The 16,554-nt window shown below is 66.7% G+C and carries 17 protein-coding genes; 7 read left to right on the top strand and 10 right to left on the bottom strand.

Annotated elements, in window-relative coordinates; genetic code table 11:
• The first annotated feature begins 20 nt into the window (after positions 1 to 20).
• Entirely contained in the window at positions 21 to 803 is a 783-nt protein-coding gene (locus AC4LGL_RS30995; RefSeq protein WP_491842100.1) for an SDR family NAD(P)-dependent oxidoreductase, read from the top strand.
• Positions 804 to 850: 47 nt separating this feature from the next.
• Positions 851 to 1,711, top strand: a complete 861-nt coding sequence (locus AC4LGL_RS30990; protein ID WP_491842099.1) for an SDR family NAD(P)-dependent oxidoreductase — start codon at positions 851 to 853, stop codon at positions 1,709 to 1,711.
• On the opposite strand, the gene AC4LGL_RS30985 is transcribed toward AC4LGL_RS30990, so the two are convergent.
• The 3 genes from AC4LGL_RS30985 to AC4LGL_RS30975 form a co-directional block, all read right to left on the bottom strand.
• Positions 1,708 to 2,019, bottom strand: coding sequence for a hypothetical protein (locus AC4LGL_RS30985; RefSeq protein WP_491842098.1), 312 nt, complete (start codon positions 2,017 to 2,019; stop codon positions 1,708 to 1,710). The genes AC4LGL_RS30990 and AC4LGL_RS30985 overlap by 4 nt on opposite strands.
• An 18-nt stretch (positions 2,020 to 2,037) precedes the next feature.
• On the bottom strand, positions 2,038 to 2,325 hold the full coding sequence (locus AC4LGL_RS30980; RefSeq protein ID WP_491842097.1) for a hypothetical protein: 288 nt from the start codon (positions 2,323 to 2,325) through the stop codon (positions 2,038 to 2,040).
• A 121-nt stretch (positions 2,326 to 2,446) separates the two neighbouring features.
• Positions 2,447 to 4,642 (bottom strand): acyl-CoA dehydrogenase family protein, encoded by a 2,196-nt coding sequence (locus AC4LGL_RS30975; protein WP_491842096.1) that lies wholly within the window; start codon positions 4,640 to 4,642, stop codon positions 2,447 to 2,449.
• A 302-nt stretch (positions 4,643 to 4,944) separates the two neighbouring features.
• Between AC4LGL_RS30975 and AC4LGL_RS30970 the strand changes: the two genes are divergently transcribed.
• Entirely contained in the window at positions 4,945 to 6,279 is a 1,335-nt protein-coding gene (locus AC4LGL_RS30970; protein WP_491842199.1) for an RNA-guided endonuclease InsQ/TnpB family protein, read from the top strand.
• 46 nt (positions 6,280 to 6,325) lie between these two features.
• Here the strand turns inward: AC4LGL_RS30970 and AC4LGL_RS30965 are convergent, their stop codons facing one another.
• The 3 genes from AC4LGL_RS30965 to AC4LGL_RS30955 are packed head-to-tail and all read right to left on the bottom strand — an operon-like array spanning position 6,326 to position 9,044.
• A complete protein-coding gene (locus AC4LGL_RS30965) occupies positions 6,326 to 7,315 on the bottom strand; it encodes a 2-hydroxyacid dehydrogenase (RefSeq protein WP_491842095.1) in 990 nt (329 codons plus the stop codon).
• Complete coding sequence (locus AC4LGL_RS30960; protein WP_491842094.1) at positions 7,291 to 8,418, bottom strand: alpha/beta hydrolase family protein; 1,128 nt, start codon at positions 8,416 to 8,418, stop codon at positions 7,291 to 7,293. The genes AC4LGL_RS30965 and AC4LGL_RS30960 overlap by 25 nt, the downstream gene beginning before the upstream one ends.
• Positions 8,415 to 9,044 carry a TetR/AcrR family transcriptional regulator gene (locus AC4LGL_RS30955; RefSeq protein ID WP_491842093.1) on the bottom strand — a complete coding sequence of 210 codons (630 nt, stop codon included), beginning with the start codon at positions 9,042 to 9,044 and terminating at the stop codon, positions 8,415 to 8,417. Before AC4LGL_RS30955 ends, AC4LGL_RS30960 begins: the two co-directional genes overlap by 4 nt.
• Positions 9,045 to 9,168: 124 nt before the next feature.
• On the opposite strand from AC4LGL_RS30955, the gene AC4LGL_RS30950 reads away from it, so the two are divergent.
• Entirely contained in the window at positions 9,169 to 9,750 is a 582-nt protein-coding gene (locus tag AC4LGL_RS30950; RefSeq protein ID WP_064881562.1) for a VOC family protein, read from the top strand.
• A gap of 264 nt (positions 9,751 to 10,014) precedes the next feature.
• Here AC4LGL_RS30950 and AC4LGL_RS30945 read toward each other — a convergent pair whose 3' ends face one another.
• Positions 10,015 to 10,851, bottom strand: coding sequence for an SAM-dependent methyltransferase (locus AC4LGL_RS30945; protein WP_491842092.1), 837 nt, complete (start codon positions 10,849 to 10,851; stop codon positions 10,015 to 10,017).
• 7 nt (positions 10,852 to 10,858) lie between these two features.
• Entirely contained in the window at positions 10,859 to 11,740 is an 882-nt protein-coding gene (locus AC4LGL_RS30940) for a helix-turn-helix transcriptional regulator (RefSeq protein ID WP_491842091.1), read from the bottom strand.
• 100 nt (positions 11,741 to 11,840) lie between these two features.
• Here AC4LGL_RS30940 and AC4LGL_RS30935 point away from each other — a divergent pair, with 100 nt between their 5' ends.
• Positions 11,841 to 12,743, top strand: coding sequence for an MBL fold metallo-hydrolase (locus tag AC4LGL_RS30935; RefSeq protein ID WP_491842090.1), 903 nt, complete (start codon positions 11,841 to 11,843; stop codon positions 12,741 to 12,743).
• Complete coding sequence (locus AC4LGL_RS30930) at positions 12,740 to 14,134, top strand: carboxylesterase/lipase family protein (protein ID WP_491842089.1); 1,395 nt, start codon at positions 12,740 to 12,742, stop codon at positions 14,132 to 14,134. Before AC4LGL_RS30935 ends, AC4LGL_RS30930 begins: the two co-directional genes overlap by 4 nt.
• On the opposite strand, the gene AC4LGL_RS30925 is transcribed toward AC4LGL_RS30930, so the two are convergent.
• Complete coding sequence (locus AC4LGL_RS30925) at positions 14,118 to 14,933, bottom strand: helix-turn-helix domain-containing protein (RefSeq protein ID WP_491842088.1); 816 nt, start codon at positions 14,931 to 14,933, stop codon at positions 14,118 to 14,120. The genes AC4LGL_RS30930 and AC4LGL_RS30925 overlap by 17 nt on opposite strands.
• A 1-nt stretch (position 14,934) precedes the next feature.
• Positions 14,935 to 15,549, bottom strand: coding sequence for a TetR/AcrR family transcriptional regulator (locus tag AC4LGL_RS30920; protein WP_491842087.1), 615 nt, complete (start codon positions 15,547 to 15,549; stop codon positions 14,935 to 14,937).
• A 77-nt stretch (positions 15,550 to 15,626) separates the two neighbouring features.
• Between AC4LGL_RS30920 and AC4LGL_RS30915 the strand changes: the two genes are divergently transcribed.
• Positions 15,627 to 16,526, top strand: a complete 900-nt coding sequence (locus AC4LGL_RS30915) for an oxygenase MpaB family protein (protein WP_491842086.1) — start codon at positions 15,627 to 15,629, stop codon at positions 16,524 to 16,526.
• The last annotated feature ends 28 nt before the right edge of the window (positions 16,527 to 16,554 follow it).

Raw genomic sequence — 16,554 nt, 5'->3', positions numbered from 1 at the left:
ATCGGTGGTAGTACAGGCTTGTGAACATCGAACTGGCCGGAAAGACCGCACTCGTCACGGGCTCGACGCAAGGCATCGGGCTGGCCATCGCCGAGCAACTGGCACGTAGCGGTGCCCGTGTCGCCGTCAACGGTCGTACGCCGGCCCGGGTCGATGAAGCCGTCGCCAAGCTGGGCGAGTTCGACGCCCTGGGTGTTGCCGCCGACGTCTCGACGGAGGAGGGAACTGCCGATCTACTGCGTCAGTTGCCCGACGTCGACATCCTGGTGAACAACCTCGGCATCTTCGGGGCGGTTCCGCCGATGGAGATCACCGACGAGCAGTGGCGCACCTACTTCGACGTGAATGTGCTTGCGGCCGTGCGGCTTATCCGTAGCTACCTGCCGGGTATGACCGAGCGCGGCTGGGGCAGGGCGATCCAGATCGCCAGTGACTCCGCGATTGTCACGCCGGCGGAGATGATCCATTACGGCGTGTCCAAGACGGCGCTGCTCGCGGTGTCGCGTGGTTTCGCCAAGGAAGCTGCGGGTACCGGCGTGACCGTGAACTCGGTGATTGCCGGGCCGACCCATACCGCGGGGGTGGAGGACTTCGTCTATCAACTCGTCGACAAGTCGCTGCCGTGGGAGGAGGCGCAGCGGGAGTTCATGATCAAGCATCGGCCGCAGTCGCTGATCCAGCGCCTGATCGAGCCGGAGGAGATCGCCAACATGGTGACTTATCTGGCGTCGCCCCTGGCCTCGGCGACCACAGGTGGGGCGCTACGCGTCGACGGCGGTTACGTCGACTCGATCCTGCCGTAGAAACTCAACCTCCGGCGCTGCCGCGAGATCGAACGTATTCTGCCGCCATGGGGGCGCAGAGCGTATCGGGAAAAGTCGCCGTGATCACCGGTGGTGCATCCGGTATCGGTGCGGCGCTCGCGGCAAGGCTGGCCGGCCAAGGCGCTGAAGTGTGGATTGCCGATCGACAGAAGGACGTCGCACAGGATCTCGCCGACAAGCTCGGTGCCAGTGGTGGAACAGCACACGCCATCGCAGTCGACGTGCGCGACTTCGCCTCGTTCGAGCGCGCGATCGCCACGATCGCGGAGCGGTCGGGCCGGATCGACTACCTGTTCAACAATGCGGGAATCGGGGTCGGCGGCGAGATCGACTCGTACACGCTGGACGACTGGAACGAAGTCTTCGACGTGAACCTGCGTGGTGTCGTGCACGGCATTCAGGCGGTCTATCCGATCATGATCCGGCAGCACAGTGGCCACATCGTGAACACCGCCTCCATGGCTGGGCTCATGACCGGCGCAGGTCAGGCGAGCTACTCCGCCACGAAGCATGCCGTCGTGGCCATCTCGCGGACCTTGCGCGTCGAGGCCGAGCGTCACAACGTGCTGGTTTCGGCGCTGTGCCCAGGGGTGATCCGGACACCGATTCTCAGCGGTGGCAAGTACGGGAGGCTAAAAGGCGCAGGCGTCACCGACGAAGACTTCGTCAAGAAGGTGTGGGAACCGTTGCGGCCCATGGATCCTGACGTTTTCGCCGAGCGTGTGGTGCGGGCCGTGATGCGGGGCGACGCGATTATCATCGTGCCCGCGTGGTGGAAGTTGTTCTGGTATCTGGAGCGGCTTTCACCGCGGCTGTCGTTGCGCTTGGCGAAAACGGCGCTCGAGCGCAACCGTGCTGTGCAGGCGGAGCTCAACGCGGGGCATTAGGAGAGCATCGCGGTGCCGGGCACGGCCAGGCATACCAACGACAATGCCAGCAGGAACCATCCTGCGCCCTGCCAGATCGGCCAGGTGCTCTCGGCTTTCCACACCTGGTAGGTCCGGATGAAGGCCCCGAGCCCGCCGACGAACGTGATCGTGGGAACCAGCGCCGCCGAGAGCACGGAGTGGTCAAAGGCGTAGAACGTCAGCGCCAAGCCCGCCACGACAACGACGGCGACCACGTAGCCCACCGCGGACCGGAACATCTCCGGGTTGTGCCAACGCTTTTCGACATCGTCTTCATCGCTGCCCATATCTTCGGCTCACATCCGTCACGGCGGCCCGTTGATGTACCAGGCCAGACAACCCGGCCGGCCGCGGCACGCGATGATGGCGCCGGCATCGGGAGCCGACCCGCGCACCCGCGGCGGTCGGGGTTGCAGATTGCAGTTCACCACGTACGGGTTCCACGGGATGACCCCGTTTACACATGGCTCGGCCTGAATCTCGGCAGGTCCCGCGGAGACCTGGCCCGACACGGCAGTCGGCGCGATGACGACCGCGACTGCCGCTACGCCCACTGCCACCGGGCGCAGGATGCGCTGTACTGACGTTCTCATCGTTGAGTGCCAACCGTTTCTGGTAGCCGTCTATTTCGACGGTAGCACTCGAGTCACCTACCGAGCAGACGCAAAACTGCCCCGTTTCCAGGGCAGTTTTGCGTCTGCTCGCGCGATCGGGTTACGGATCGCGGGGCAGGCCCAGCAGGCGTTCGGCGATGATGTTGAGCTGAACCTCGGTGGTGCCGCCGTAGATCGTGGTGGCGCGGCTGGCCAACAGGTACTCGGCCCAGCGGCCGGATTCCTGCTCGGGGTCCCCGACTGCGCCGTCGGTGCCGAAGGAGGCCACCGCGAACTCGGCGTAGCCCTGGCCGGTCTTCATCGACAACAGTTTGGAGATCGCGGCCGCAGGCATGGGGTCCCCGCCGGCCAGCGTCAGCAGCGTGGACCGCAGGTTCAGCACCTTGGCGGCGTGGCCTTCGGCGATCAGCCGGCCCGCGTGGTTCTGCTCGATCTGGTCGAACTGCCCGTCACGTAAGAAGGCCACGAACTGGTCGAGGTTGGCCAAGAACGGCGGCTCGCTGCTGCCGATCGACACCCGCTCGTTGGTCAGCGTGTTGCGGCTGACCTCCCAGCCACGGTTGACCTCGCCGAGCACCATGTCGTCGGGTACGAACACGTCGTCGATGAACACGGTGTTGAACATCGCGTTGCCGGTCAGCTCCCGCAGCGGCTTCACCTCGACGCCCGGTGACTTCATATCCAGCAGGAAGTACGTGATGCCATTGTGTTTTGGAGCGCTTGGCTCCGTTCTCGCCAGCAGGGCGCCCCACTCCGAGTACTGTGCACCCGTCGTCCAGATCTTCTGTCCGGTGATCCGCCAGCCGCCGTCGACCTTAGTGGCCTTGGTGGTCAGGCTGGCCAGGTCAGAACCGGCACCCGGCTCGGAAAACAGCTGGCACCAGATCATCTCGCCGCGGAACGTCGGTGGCAGGAACCGCTGCTGCTGCTCCTCGGTGCCGAAGGCCACGATCGACGGGATGATCCAGGCGGCGATACCCATCTGCGGGCGCCGCACGCGGCCGGTGCTGAATTCCTGGGCGATGATGATCTGCTCGATCGGCGCCGACGCGCGGCCCCACGGCTTGGGCAGGTGCGGCTGCACCCAACCACCCTCGGCGATCGCGGTGTTGCGTTCGGCACCGCTCGGAATAGCCTTCAGCCCAGCGACTTCCGTGCGGATCTCGTCACGGAGCTTCTCGGTGTCCGGGTCGAGGTCGATGTCGACCGGCCGCATCCCGCTTGCCGTCGCGGTGTCGACCACAAGTTGCGCGTAGTCCGAGGCTCGGCCGAAGCAGGCAGCCAGCACGAGTGCGCGCCGGTAGTAGACGTTGGTGTCGTGTTCCCAGGTGAAGCCGATCCCGCCGTGCACCTGGATGCAGTCCTGGGCGGTGTGCTGTGCGGCAGCGGGTGCCAGGGTGGCGGCCACCGCGGCGGCGAACTCGTAATGAGTTGTTGCCGAGGGGTCTTCCTGCGCGTCGTCCAACGCGCGGGCCGCGTCCCAGACGGCGGCGGTGGCGCGCTCGGTGTCGGCGATCATTCCGGCGCACTTGTGCTTGATCGCCTGGAACTGCCCGATCGGCCTGCCGAACTGCTCGCGGATCTTTGCGTATGCGGTGGCGGTGTCGGTGGCCCAGCGAGCGACACCGATCGCCTCGGCCGACAGCAGGGTGGTGATCAGTGCGCGGGCGTGGGCGGTGCTCAGGCTGGTCAACACCCGGTCGGCGTCGACCTCGACTGCGTTGGCCCGGACGTGGGCCAACGGACGTAGCGGATCGACGCTGCGCACCGGCTCGATCTCGAGCTGGGCGGCGTCCAGCACCACCCATTGGACACCGGACTCGATCGCGACCGGCAGCACCAGGATCGATGCCTGCGCTGCGGAGGGCACCGCCTGGGCCTCGCCGCGGATCACCAGGCCGTCACCGTGGCGGGTCGCGGTCAGACCGGAGTCGATGGCGTAGGCCGCGATGGTCTCGCCCGAGGCCAGGCCGCTCAGCACCTTCGCCTCGGGGTTGTCGGCCGAGATCAGTGCGCTGGCGATCGCCGACGGGACGAAGGGTCCGGGGACCGCGCCGTAGCCGAACTCGGCCAGTGTGATGGCTAGTTCAAGGATGCCGAACCCTTGTCCGCCAACGGATTCCGAGAGGTGAAGGCCCAGCAGCCCCTGTTCGGCCGTGGCTTTCCAGTACGGCGGGGGATTGGGGATCGGGGTCTCGAGCGCTTCGTGAAGCACCTCCGAGGGCGCCACTCTCGCCACCAGGGACCGGACCGAATCGGCCAGGTCGCTGTGCTCAGACGTGATCGCAATAGGCATGCGGTTCCTCCATCCGGGGCGTACATCTATTAACCGGTCGGTTGGGCCGAGGGTACCCCGGCGTGACCGGCGCCACTTCGGGGGTCTATCTGTACCTTGCGCGGTGCTCCGTCCTTTAGGGCTGGGTGTAGCGCATCCCGGGGTTTGTGCCTCGCAGAGCGAGGTCGTGTCTGTCAGACGGGACGTTGCTGGTTTTCGGTCGCTCCGCCGAATGGGCGCGCGAAGTAGGAGATGGACCAGAAGTGTCGGCCCCACAGGTATTTTCGGAGGCGAGGGCTTGTAGACGACATGTCTTGCTGGGGGTGCATCCTCGTTTCGTTGCCATCGTGGTGACATACGCCAACGGTCATGTCAGTGGTGTGGACGATACTGCTGCTGTGAGCGAGTTGATGGTGGTCAAGCGGTGCGTGAAGTATCCGCTGGCACCGTCGGCGGCGCAGTCGGAGGTGTTGGCTCGTCAGGCTGGCGCTGCTCGGGCGTTGTGGAATCTCATCCACGCGCACCACACGTTTTATGAGGCGTCGAGACGGTGGCCGTCGTGGTCGGACTCGGACGCGGCGATCCGGCAGGCCCGCAAGGACATCGACTGGCTCGCGATCCTGCCGGCCCAGGCTGCACAGCAAGTGCTCAAAGCCTACCAGCAGGCCTGGTTGAATTATTGGAACGGCACCCATGGCCGGCCTACCTGGAAAACGCGTCGGGCACGCCACGCGGTCGATGTGCCCCAAGCTCGCGACCTCAACTTCACCCGGCTCAATCGCAAGTGGGCGACCGTGGCCATTCCGAAAGTCGGGAAGGTCAAGCTCCGGTTGCACCGCGATATACCTGAACGGGTCACCGGTGCGCGGGTGGTGCGGGAGTCGACTGGCTGGATGTTGGTGGTGCGTGGTGAAAACCAGGTCGTGAAACCCTGCCAGCGGCGAGCGCAACGGGGCAGCGTCGGTATCGACCGTGGCGTGATCCATACTCTGGCACTGTCGGACGGGTCGTTCATCGACCAAGCAGCCACCCTCACTGCAGGTGAGAAGAAACGTCTTTACCGTCTTGAACGCCGAGCCGCGCGGCAGCGGGCAGGGACACTCCGCGGCCACAAAGCAAGCCGTAGACTGCTGCGGACCTACGCTCAGATCGCGAGCTTGAAAGCCCGCCAGGCCCGACGCCGCTACGACTTCGCCCACCAAGCCACGACCGCACTGGTCGCCACCGGGATGGCCACCCTGGTGGTGGAGGACCTGCGGGTGAAGAACATGACCCGCAGTGCTAGAGGCACCGTCGAAGCACCGGGGACGAACGTCAAACAAAAGTCTGGGTTGAACCGGTCCATCCTCGATCAAGGATGGACCCAGATTCTGACACTGCTCACATACAAGGCCGATCAAGCAGGGGCACGGGTCATCCGGGTCCGGCCACACGGCACGTCACAGACGTGCCACCGATGCGGGTCCACCGCAGAGGGGCAACGCGAAAGCCAAGCGTTGTTCCGATGCGCAGACCCAGCATGCGGGTGGACCGGCAACGCTGACACCAACGCCGCGATCGCAATCAATCACCGGGGCCAGGAAGTGGCCTTGCAGGACGTGGAGCCCAACGCCATCAGGCAGGCTGTGAAACGTCAAAACCCGAAAACCGCCGCTTAACAGCGGTAGCTAGTAGGGAAACCGCCTCCTTCAGGAGGCGGAGACTTCATCTCACCCCGTTAACTACGTGGACCAACGGTTCGCCGTCGTGAATGCGTCGGCAGTTGTCCACCGCCATGGTCAGATACCGCCGCATGGTGTCGGCCGTGTACCAGGAGACATGCGGTGTCAGCACCACATTGGGCAGCTCTAGCAGGGGGTTGCCGGGCGGTACCGGCTCCTCGGCGAACACATCGAGGCCGGCCGCGGCCAGCTGCCCGGTGCGCAGCGCTTCGACCAGGGCGGGCTCGTCGATGATCGGTCCACGCGCGGTGTTGATGACCACGGCACCGGGTTTCATCGACGCCAGGGCCGCCTTGTCGAGCAGGCCCTGGGTGGCCTCGGTCAACGGGAGATGCAGCGAGACGATATCGCTGGCGGCCAACAGGTCTGGCAGACTGCGCCACCGTGGGTGACCGGTATCGCGCGTGCTGGTGTGCAGCACCTGTGCCGGCTCGGCGCCCATGGCGATGACGATTTTCTCGACCCGCTTCGCGACGTTGCCGTAGCCGAGCAAGCCCACTGTGCACCCGCTGATGTCGCGGACGGTCTCGCCCAGGCTGTGGTCCGACGGCCAGCCCTTGCCGTCCCGGGTGGCGCGGTCGAGCTCGGGCAACCGGCGCAATGCGGCCAGCATCAGCAGTACAGTGCCCTCGGCCACCGAAGGGGCATTGGCCCCCGGCATGTTGGCCACCAGGATGCCCAGCCGACTGGCGGTGTCGACGTCGATGGTGTTCACCCCGGCGCCGAGCTTGTGCACCAGCCGCAACCGCAGGCCACGCTGGAGGTCGTCGCCGTACACCGGCCGTAACACGTGCCAGAGCACCTCGGCGGACGGCAGCTCCCGGTAGAACGTGGTGTCGTCGTCTTCGGCGCAGAACGTCACGTCGATCCAGTCCTGATGAGGTGCAAGGAAATCCAGCACCTTGTCACCGGGAGTGAAGTGGGCCAGGACCTTGATCCGGCCGGGGCTCACCGCCACCGCTTCGCGATCCATCCGGCGATGGTATCGGCCTGTTCGTCGCGGGCGCCGGCAGTGGTGAAGTAATGATCGGTGTCGATGGAGGACTGGGATTTGTCCGTGCTCGCCAGCGCGTCGTAGATGCGTTTGGCGTCCGACGGGTACACCCCGGTGTCCTGGTCGGCGTTGATCACCAGGGCCGGGCAGGTGATCCGGGCCAGGTGCGGCTCGGCCCGGGTCTGGGCGTGCCGCAGGCTCCACATCCCGATCCAGTTCCGCACTGTGGTGGCTGCGGCGATGCCGCGAGCCGACCGGTTGGCCTTGATCGGTGTTCCCGCGTAGCAGAGATTGGCTTGCCGGTTGGTCGGCTCGATGGCCGGATCGACCATCCTGGGATCGGCCCAGGTACGCATGACGGTGAACGGACGGTCCGAATAACCTTCTGCCTGAATCTGTTTGAGCTCGGCCTCGGCCCAGTCGGTGATCTTCTCGTTGCGGGCCACCTGGGCCGCGCGGTACCGGGCCACGAACTCGGCCGAGAAGGGCGCCGGGTTGCGCTCATCGAACAGGTCCAGTTCGGGGTCGCTGGCGACGGCGTCGTTCTCGTCGACGACGGAGGCGTCCATCCAGGCGGTCAGCACATCTGGGCGTCCCGGATGGGCCGCACTGGCCACATAGCCGTCGGCAGGTGGGAGGTCGGTCAGGCCGGTTGCCGGTCGCATGCCCTCCAGCGGCCCCACGTTCGGGTCGACGGCCTGGGACTGGTAGGCGGCCATCAGCGATCCGCCGCCGGAGTTGCCGAGCAGGACAACGGTTTCGATGTCCTGCTGTTCCCGCAGCCAGCGCACGCCCACTCCGATGTCGACCAGCGCGTGGTCCAAGAGGAAGCTGCTCTCGAAGCCGCGGAAACGAGTGTTCCAGCCGAGGAAGCCGATGCCCCTGCGGGCCAGGAAGTCCGCGATGTAGTGCTCGGAAAAGTCAATTTGATAGTGCGTGGCGATCACGGCCACCTTGGGTTTGTGTCCCGCGCCGCGGTAGTAGAGGCCCTGGCACGGGTACCCGCCGGCCCCGGCGCGCTGGGCAGTCGGGGATTCCAGCCCGATGAACTCGCGGACCACTTCCGGTGACGCTGTACTCATAAACGCGGGGTCTCCTCGTGGTAGATGGTCCGGTAGAACACGTTGGCCAGGGTGGTGATGCAGGCCGCGTCGTCGCCGACGGCGTCACGGCCGCCGGACAGTTGCGCGTAGCAGAACTGGTTGAGCATCGATACCAGCGCGACGGCGGTCAGGTGGGCGTCGTCGTCGGGGCAGAAGCCTTGCTGCTGTGCATGTTTGACCATCTCGGTGATCATGGCGATCGGCAGCTGGCAGATCTCGTCCCAGTATTCGGCGAAGTCGTCGTCGATCATGGCCATCTGGGAGACGCTGATGATCTCGGCCAGGCGGTGCCGGTAGGTCATCCAGTGTGCCGAGGCCGCCTGGTGGCAGCGTTCCCAGTTGGTCAGATTCGGCGCGGTCGCAGGCAGTGCCCGCTCGCGGGCCTCGTTGCGGAACCGCAGCGCCCATTCGCGAACCATGGCCTCTTTCGAGGCGTAATAGTTGTAGAACGAGGCGGCCGAGCGGCCCGCCTCCGAGGCGATGTCGGTGATCGTCGTGGCCAGGATGCCCTTGCGGGCGATCACCACACGGGCCGCATTGTCGATCGCCGCCTGGGTCTGGCGGCCACGCGCGGTCGGCAACGGGGTGCGGGGACTGACGGTCACGGATTTCCTCACTCCCGGCGGGCTGGGGAAACTTGCCCGGTCATTGATCACATCTGAATCTGATGTTAGATTCAGATTCGCCGCAGCGCCAGTCCTTGGCGCGTTCGCCCCGGAGGTGTGTCACGTGATCAAGCCCAACAATCCCAACTCGGAGTTCGAGTTCGGCGGAATCAACCATGTGGCCCTGGTGTGCGCGGACATGGCACGCACCGTTGACTTCTACACCAACGTGCTCGGCATGCCCCTGATCAAATCGCTCGACCTACCGGGCGACATGGGACAGCACTTCTTCTTCGACGCCGGCAACGGGGACTGCATCGCGTTCTTCTGGTTCCGCGACGCCCCCGACGGCGTGCCGGGGATCTCGGCGCCGGCCGCCATTCCCGGCATCGGCGAATTCGTCAGCGCCACCGGCTCGCTGAACCACATCGCCCTACACGTGCCCGCCGAGAAGTTTGACGAATACCGGCAGAAGCTCAAGGCCAAGGGGGTTCGCGTCGGCCCGGTGCTCAACCATGACGACAGCCCGATGCAGGCGTCGGCGACCGTGCACCCCGGGGTCTACGTCCGGTCATTCTACTTTCTCGACCCCGACGGGATCACGCTGGAATTCGCCTGCTGGACGAAGGAATTCACCGACAACGATGCACAGACGCCGCCCAAGACGGCCGCCGATCGTCGTCCGCCCGTGACGGCGGGTAGTTAGCTCCGGCTAGCTCCGGCCCGACCGCCTCGCCCGGCCCACCACTGTCACGCCAGAGTGGCTGTCGCCGTCGAGCGCCACTCCAACGTGACAATGGGCGTGCGTCGGCCGGGTTGGCCGCAGACATTGTCACGCCAGAGTGGCCGTCGAGCCCGACAGCCACTCCAGCGTGACAAACGGCCGGCAACGGCAACGGCAACGGCAACGGCAACGGCCCGCGGCAACGGGCCACAAAGTGGGCCACAACCGCCCCCGGGCGTCAAGGCGTCAAGACTTGGTGGCGGTGACGAAATAGCCCCGCGGTACCCCTGGGACGTCGAGTGGCACCGCCGCGGCGAACCACCGGTTCCACGTGTTTCCAGGCTCCGCGATGTCGGTGACCACCGCCGACCAGCCCAGCGGCTCGCACAATTGCTCCGGGGAGTCGGTCCCGAACAGCCACGGCGCGCCGTTACGGGCCATCTGCTCGCGAACGGCTGCGAGCATCACGTTGTCCAGCAATGTCTTGCCGACGATGTCGTACAGCAGGACCGATCCGGCTGCCGACAGCGCGTCGACGCGCTCGAACACCGTGTGCACGGCGTCCTCGTCGAGGTACTGCAACAGGCCCTCGATCAACCACACGGACGGCGTCGTCGGGTCAAAACCGTTGGACCGCAGGGCATCGGTCCAGTCCGTGGTGAGGTCGACGCCGATGGCCACCCGCCGGCAGTGTGGCTCGTCGCCGGCAAGTAGATCGGCCTTGGTCGCGATCACGGCGGGCTGGTCGAGTTCGAAGACCGTGGTGCCGTCGGGCCAGGGCAGCCGGTAGGCCCGCGCGTCCAGACCGGCGGCGAGGATCACCACCTGCTTCACCGGCGGAACGACATTCAACAGCGCCTCGTCCCAGAACCGGGTGCGCACCACGATCTGCAATGTCGACTTGTCACCGGTGGCGGCGACCGCCTCGGCGAGCAGCCGCCGACCCGCTTCCCCTGCCAACCGCTCCGCGAAGGGATCGTCGAAAAGCCGGTCGGGGCGGCGGGTTTCCTCGGCACGGATGGCCGCCACCAGGACGCCGGTATCGGCGACGGCTTGACCTGGGGTCGGTCCAGAGTTCGTCATGCCGCCATCATGCGCGTGCGGCTGTGGTGTGGGCTTGGATATTTTTGTCCCGGATCGACTGCGCGAGGAGTTGCAGCGCGTCCGCCGAACTCGAACCTTCCGCGGTCGTCACGACACACAGCGATTGGTCGACGTCCCGGGCAATCGCCAGGTTCTGCATGGTGACGGTGAGTGATCCGGCCAGCGGATGACGCATCTCATAGGAGTCGGCCTCGCACGGCTTGACCCGGTGATCGGCCCAGAGCGCGACGAATTCCGGGCTCTTGACCGACAATTCACCGATCAGGGCGGACAGCAGTGCATCGTCGGGATATCGCCCCGCGGCCCGGCGCAGACTGCCGACCACCGTGCGCACCTTGCGGCCCCAGTCCGCGTAGAGATCGCGGGTGTGCGGATCGAGGAACAGCAGCCGGGCCAGGTTGGGCCGGGTCGCCGGGTGGTCCACCGAGGTGAAATCCAGATGGCCGGCCAACAGGGCGTGGCCCAGCTCGTTCCAGGCCAGCACGTCAGTGCGCCGGCCGATCACCAGCACCGGCAGATGGTCCAGGGAGCGCAACAGATCGCGGGTAAAGGTGCTGACGCGTTCGACGGGAGGCCGGCGGGGCGGCTGTACGCGCTGGGACGCCAACTCCCGCAGATGCGCCTGCTCGTGAACATCGAGTTGCAGAGCCCGGGCCAGCGCGTCGAGGATCGCCTCCGAGGCATTCCCCGACTGCCCCTGCTCCAACCGCGTGTAGTAGGAAACGCTGACCCCGGCCAACTGGGCGACCTCTTCGCGCCGCAGACCGGCCACACGTCGTCGTTCGCCGTACCGGGCCAGGCCCACATCCTCCGGATGCAGCCGCCCGCGCCTGGCCCGCAGGAACTCGCCGAGTTGTCCGGTGCTCATCAGCCCACTATGCCTCCGGCTCGAGGGGCGTGCCTATCACTGCCAGTGGTAGGCACGAGCGGGTCTGGTTGGCCGGTCAGGGCGTCCCCAAGCTGGGGGCATGAGCGAGATTGTGTTGGGCGACGTCACGGTGACCCGGGTCATGGAGTACTACGGCTCGGTGCGGCTGTCGCCGCAGGAGTTCTTCCCGGAGAGCGGCGACGACATGTGGCGGCGCAACGAGGATTGGCTGGCCCCGGATTTCTACGATCCCGGCCACGACGACTGCGTATCGGCCCTCCAGACCTGGCTGCTGCGCAGCGAGGGCCGCACCATCCTGGTCGACACCGGGGTGGGCAACCACAAGGAGCGGCCGCACGCCCCGGTGTGGCATCACCTGGACACTGATTTTCTGGGCAACCTGGCCCGGGCCGGGGTCGCACCCGAAGACGTCGACGTGGTGATCAATACCCACCTGCACATCGATCACGTCGGCTGGAACACCTACCTCGACGAGGGCAGCTGGGTCCCGACGTTCCCCAACGCCACCTACCTGATGCCGCGAGCCGACTTCGATTTCTTTAACCCGGCCAACCGCGGCGCACCCGTCTCGGGACGGGACAACGTCTTCCTCGACAGTGTCGCGCCGGTCCACGAGTCCGGTCAGACCACATTGTGGGAGAACAGCTTTCTGATCGACGGCAACCTCACCCTGGAGCCGGCTCCCGGACATACCCCAGGCTCGGCGGTGGTCCGGTTGCAGTCGGGCGGTGACCGGGCGGTGTTCGTCGGCGACATGATGCACACCGCGCTGCAGATCGCTGAACCCGATGTCAACAGCTGCTACTGCGAGGATCCCGAACAGGCGCGGGCATCGCGGCGACGGGTACTCGGCCACGCCGCCGATACCAACACGCTGGTGATACCGGCTCATTTCGGCGGTCACGGCGCGGCCGAGGTGATGCGGGACGGGGACCGATTCGCGGTCAAGGAATGGGCAGCGTTCGAGCGGGTGACAGCATGATCGACCCGACCGTCGACACCGCCACCGGGACGGTGCGGGGAATCCGCACCGTCAACGGCTCGGCCTTCCTCGGGATCCCGTACGCCACACCGCCCAGCATCACCGGTCGCTTCGCGGCCCCGGCGGCACACGAGCCGTGGCGCGGCGTGCGCGATGCGACCCGACTCGGGCCGACGGCGCCACAGCCACGTCGAAACGGCTTCGGGCGCTTGGATATGTCACCGTTCTTCGGGCCGGGGTGGACGCGTGGTTCGGACTACCTCACGGTCAACCTCTGGGTTCCGCCGGACGCACGGCGATGCCCGGTCATGGTGTTCGTCCACGGCGGCGGTTTCGTGGCGGGCTCCACCCATTCACCGCTCTACGACGGCACCGCCTTCGCCCGCGACGGCGTGGTGTTGGTGACGGTCACCCACCGGCTGGGCATCACCGGATTTCTCGACCTGCCCGGCGCGGCACCCAACCGCGGCCTGCTCGACGTGCTGGCCGCGCTGGAGTGGGTGCAGGCCAACATCGAGGCCTTCGGTGGTGATCCCGGCAACGTCACCCTGTTCGGCCAGTCCGCCGGTGCGACGATCACCGCCGGAGCCCTGGCCGCACCCGGCGCGGACAAGCTGATCCGGCGCGCAATCATGGAGAGCGGCAACGGCTTCGGTGCGTTCCATCCGGAGCAGGCCGAACGGGTCAGCCGGGCGGCCGCCAAGGTTCTCGACGTCGAGGCCACGGTCACCGGATTTGACGCCCTCTCCGATGAACAGCTGGTCGAGGCGATCCCCGAGCTGGCGCGGCTTGATCTGCGCACCGAAGGACGTTTCGACCCACTGCTGGGGTTGAGCCCGTTCGGTCTGGTGCTGACCGAACAGCCTGCACGGCAGCTCAATCCGGCCGTGGGCCTGCTGATCGGGACCAACACCGAAGAGGGCAACCTGTACCTGGTTCCGCAGGGAACCTTCGACTCCTCGACCCGCGACGACGTCGAGCGGCTCGCCGCGCAGGTCGACGCCGACCCGGCCGCCGTGGTCCAGCGGTACCGCTCCCGCTTCCCCCGGGCGGGCTGGGGTCAGCTGCGCTCGGCAATCCTGGGCGACGCGTTGTTCCGCACGGGCAGTGACCGCACGGCTCAAGCCCATGGTGCGGCGCATCGTTACGAATTCAGTTGGCGCTCAGAAGCAGTGGACGGCAGGCTGGGCGCGGCTCACGCCGTGGAACTGCCGTTCGTCTTCGAACGCACCGGCCTGGAGTCGGTACGTGGCCCCGGTGCCCTGCTGGGGCCCGGCGAGCCTCCGGCGGCATTGGCCGCCGAGATGCACGGTGCCTGGGTCCGTTACGCCACCACGGGAGATCCGGGCTGGGCGCCGGGGGAGACGCGCCGATTCACCGGTGTGGGTTGATCCCGATATGACTCGGCAGCGGGGTGCGGCGCTGGGCGTACTGGGTGGGCGTCATCGCGGTGAACGATCGGAACTCGCGGACGAGATGCGCCTGGTCGAAGTAGCCCAGATCGGCCGCGATCCGGGCACCGTTGGCGTCGCCGGCGTCCAACAGCCTCATGGCCGCCTGGAACCGACGCACCCGCAGATAGGTCTTGGGCGTCAGGCCCACCTCGGCGCGGAAAGACGCGATCAGCCGTCGGGCCGACAACCCGGTCAGGGCCGACGCCTCGGCCACCCGCAGCGAGGGTTGACGTTCGGCCGCGAGCAAGACCGCACCGACGGCGAGATCGCGGGATCTCATGCGCGCCAGCAGAAATGACTCCACCAGCGCCACCCTCGACCCAGCCGAGGACACGTCGATCAGTCGGGCGCGCAGGGTCGATGCGTCGCGACCCCAGATCGTGTCCAGGTCCACACAGTGGTCCTCCAGGTCGTCCTGCGGCGCCGGCAGGAACGCCGACGCGCCACCGGGACGGAAATGGATGGTCAGCACGGTCTGCGACGGATCGATCTGGGTGACGTACGAGGTCACACCGGCCCCGGCGATGAAGGCGGTCCCGACGTCGAGACGGGTGGTGCCATCGGCGGCGAAGAAATCGACCCGCTCGCGGGAACCGAGATCGATGATCACGGTGGCGGCGCCGCGGGGGAGGGCACGGCTGTGATGGGTCGTCGACTGCGCGTTGTGCCAGTATCCGAAGAACTGAACATGGGCGGCCAGCGGTGGGCTCGGACGTAGCAATACCGGGCCGGCCACCTCAATCCCCTGGCTGCTGCATTCCGGCCAGTGCGTCGAGCATCGAACGCAACTGGTCGATGAGTTGTTCGGGGGAGTAGGTGATCTCGCCGGACAACCACGCGCTGATGGTCTGGGTGACGCCGCCGACCGCGAAATGGGAAGTGGCCCGCAGGTAGTCGTTCGCGCGCAGCTGCAGGGCATCGCCGGCGTGCTGACCGAGCAGGGTGGCGAAGAGCGCGGTGGACTCGGCGCGCTTGCGTGCCAGTACCTCGTTGGACAGCTTGACGCTGAACAGCAGCCGGCCGATCCGCGGGTCTTTGGCGATCAGATGCACGATGTTGGTCATCCCGGCGGTGGTCTGATCGGCCAGCGGAACGGCCGCGACGGCCGCCTGTGTCGAGGTCGCGATATCGGCGATCACCCAGTCATAGACCGCGGCGATGAAGTCGTTCTTGTCGGTGAAGCTCTCGTAGAAATACCGCGCGGCCAAACCGGCGGTGCGGCACACCGCCCGCACGGTGACCTCGGCGTCTTCGGCTCCCAGCAGATCCAGCCCGGCCTCCAGCAGCTGGCTGCGGCGCTGCGCCAGGCGGTCGGCGGCTTCGACGCCGCGGTACGGGCGGACCTGCTTCACCCCCACATCTTGACACCTGTCACTCCGGCGGGCCAGTATCAGGAAACACAGGTTCTCAGTTTCTAGAAGGGGTGGCCATGACGGTCAGCGAACCGATCCCGCACGTCGAGCGGCCGATGAACGAGTCGCCGCGGCCCGGCGCCGCGCCCAAGCGCCGGCGCGGCGCGAGCTTCGACGACGGGCTGATGGGCGTGGCACTGCTGGCCGGCCCGGCCAACGTGATCATGCAGCTGGCCAACCCCGGCGTCGGCTACGGCGTGGTCGAGAGCCGCGTCGAGAGCGGCCGCACCGATCTGCACCCGATCAAGCGGGCCAGGACCACCTTCACCTACCTGGCCGTGGCCACCCGCGGCAGCGACGCACAGAAGTCGGCCTACCGGCGTGCGGTCAACAAGGCGCACGCGCAGGTGTACTCCACCGAGGACAGCCCGGTGAAGTACAACGCGTTCGACAAGAACCTCCAGCTCTGGGTGGCTGCCTGCCTCTACAAGGGCGGCGTCGACGTGTTCCGGATGTTCATCGGCGAGCTGGACGACGAGACCGCCGACCAGCACTACCGCGACAGTGTCACGATGGGCACCACACTGCAGGTGCCCGAGTCGATGTGGCCGGCCGACCGGGCTGCGTTCGACCGGTACTGGGAGGAATCCCTGGAAAAGCTGCACATCGACGACACCGTGCGCGGCTATCTGTATCCGATCGCGGCGGGACGGCCCAAGAACCCGGTGCTGCCCCGCTTCGTGCAGCGTCGGCTCGATGCAGTGGCCCTGCTGATCACCACGGGATTCCTGCCGCAGCGGTTCCGTGAGGAGATGCGGTTGCCGTGGGATGCCAAGAGTCAGAAGCGGTTCGACCAGCTGATCAAAGTGCTCCGCACGATCAACGACCTGCTGCCCTCGGTCCTGCGGCAGTTCCCGTTCAATGTGCTGCTCAAAGACCTCGACTGGCGGATCCGCACCGGCCGTCCGTTGGTGTAGCTGTCAGGCTCGCGGCGTACCCTCGCGC

Source organism: Mycolicibacterium arcueilense (assembly GCF_058536225.1).
Note: the sequence above shows the minus strand (reverse complement) of the source record. Positions and strands in the feature narration are given on the sequence as shown.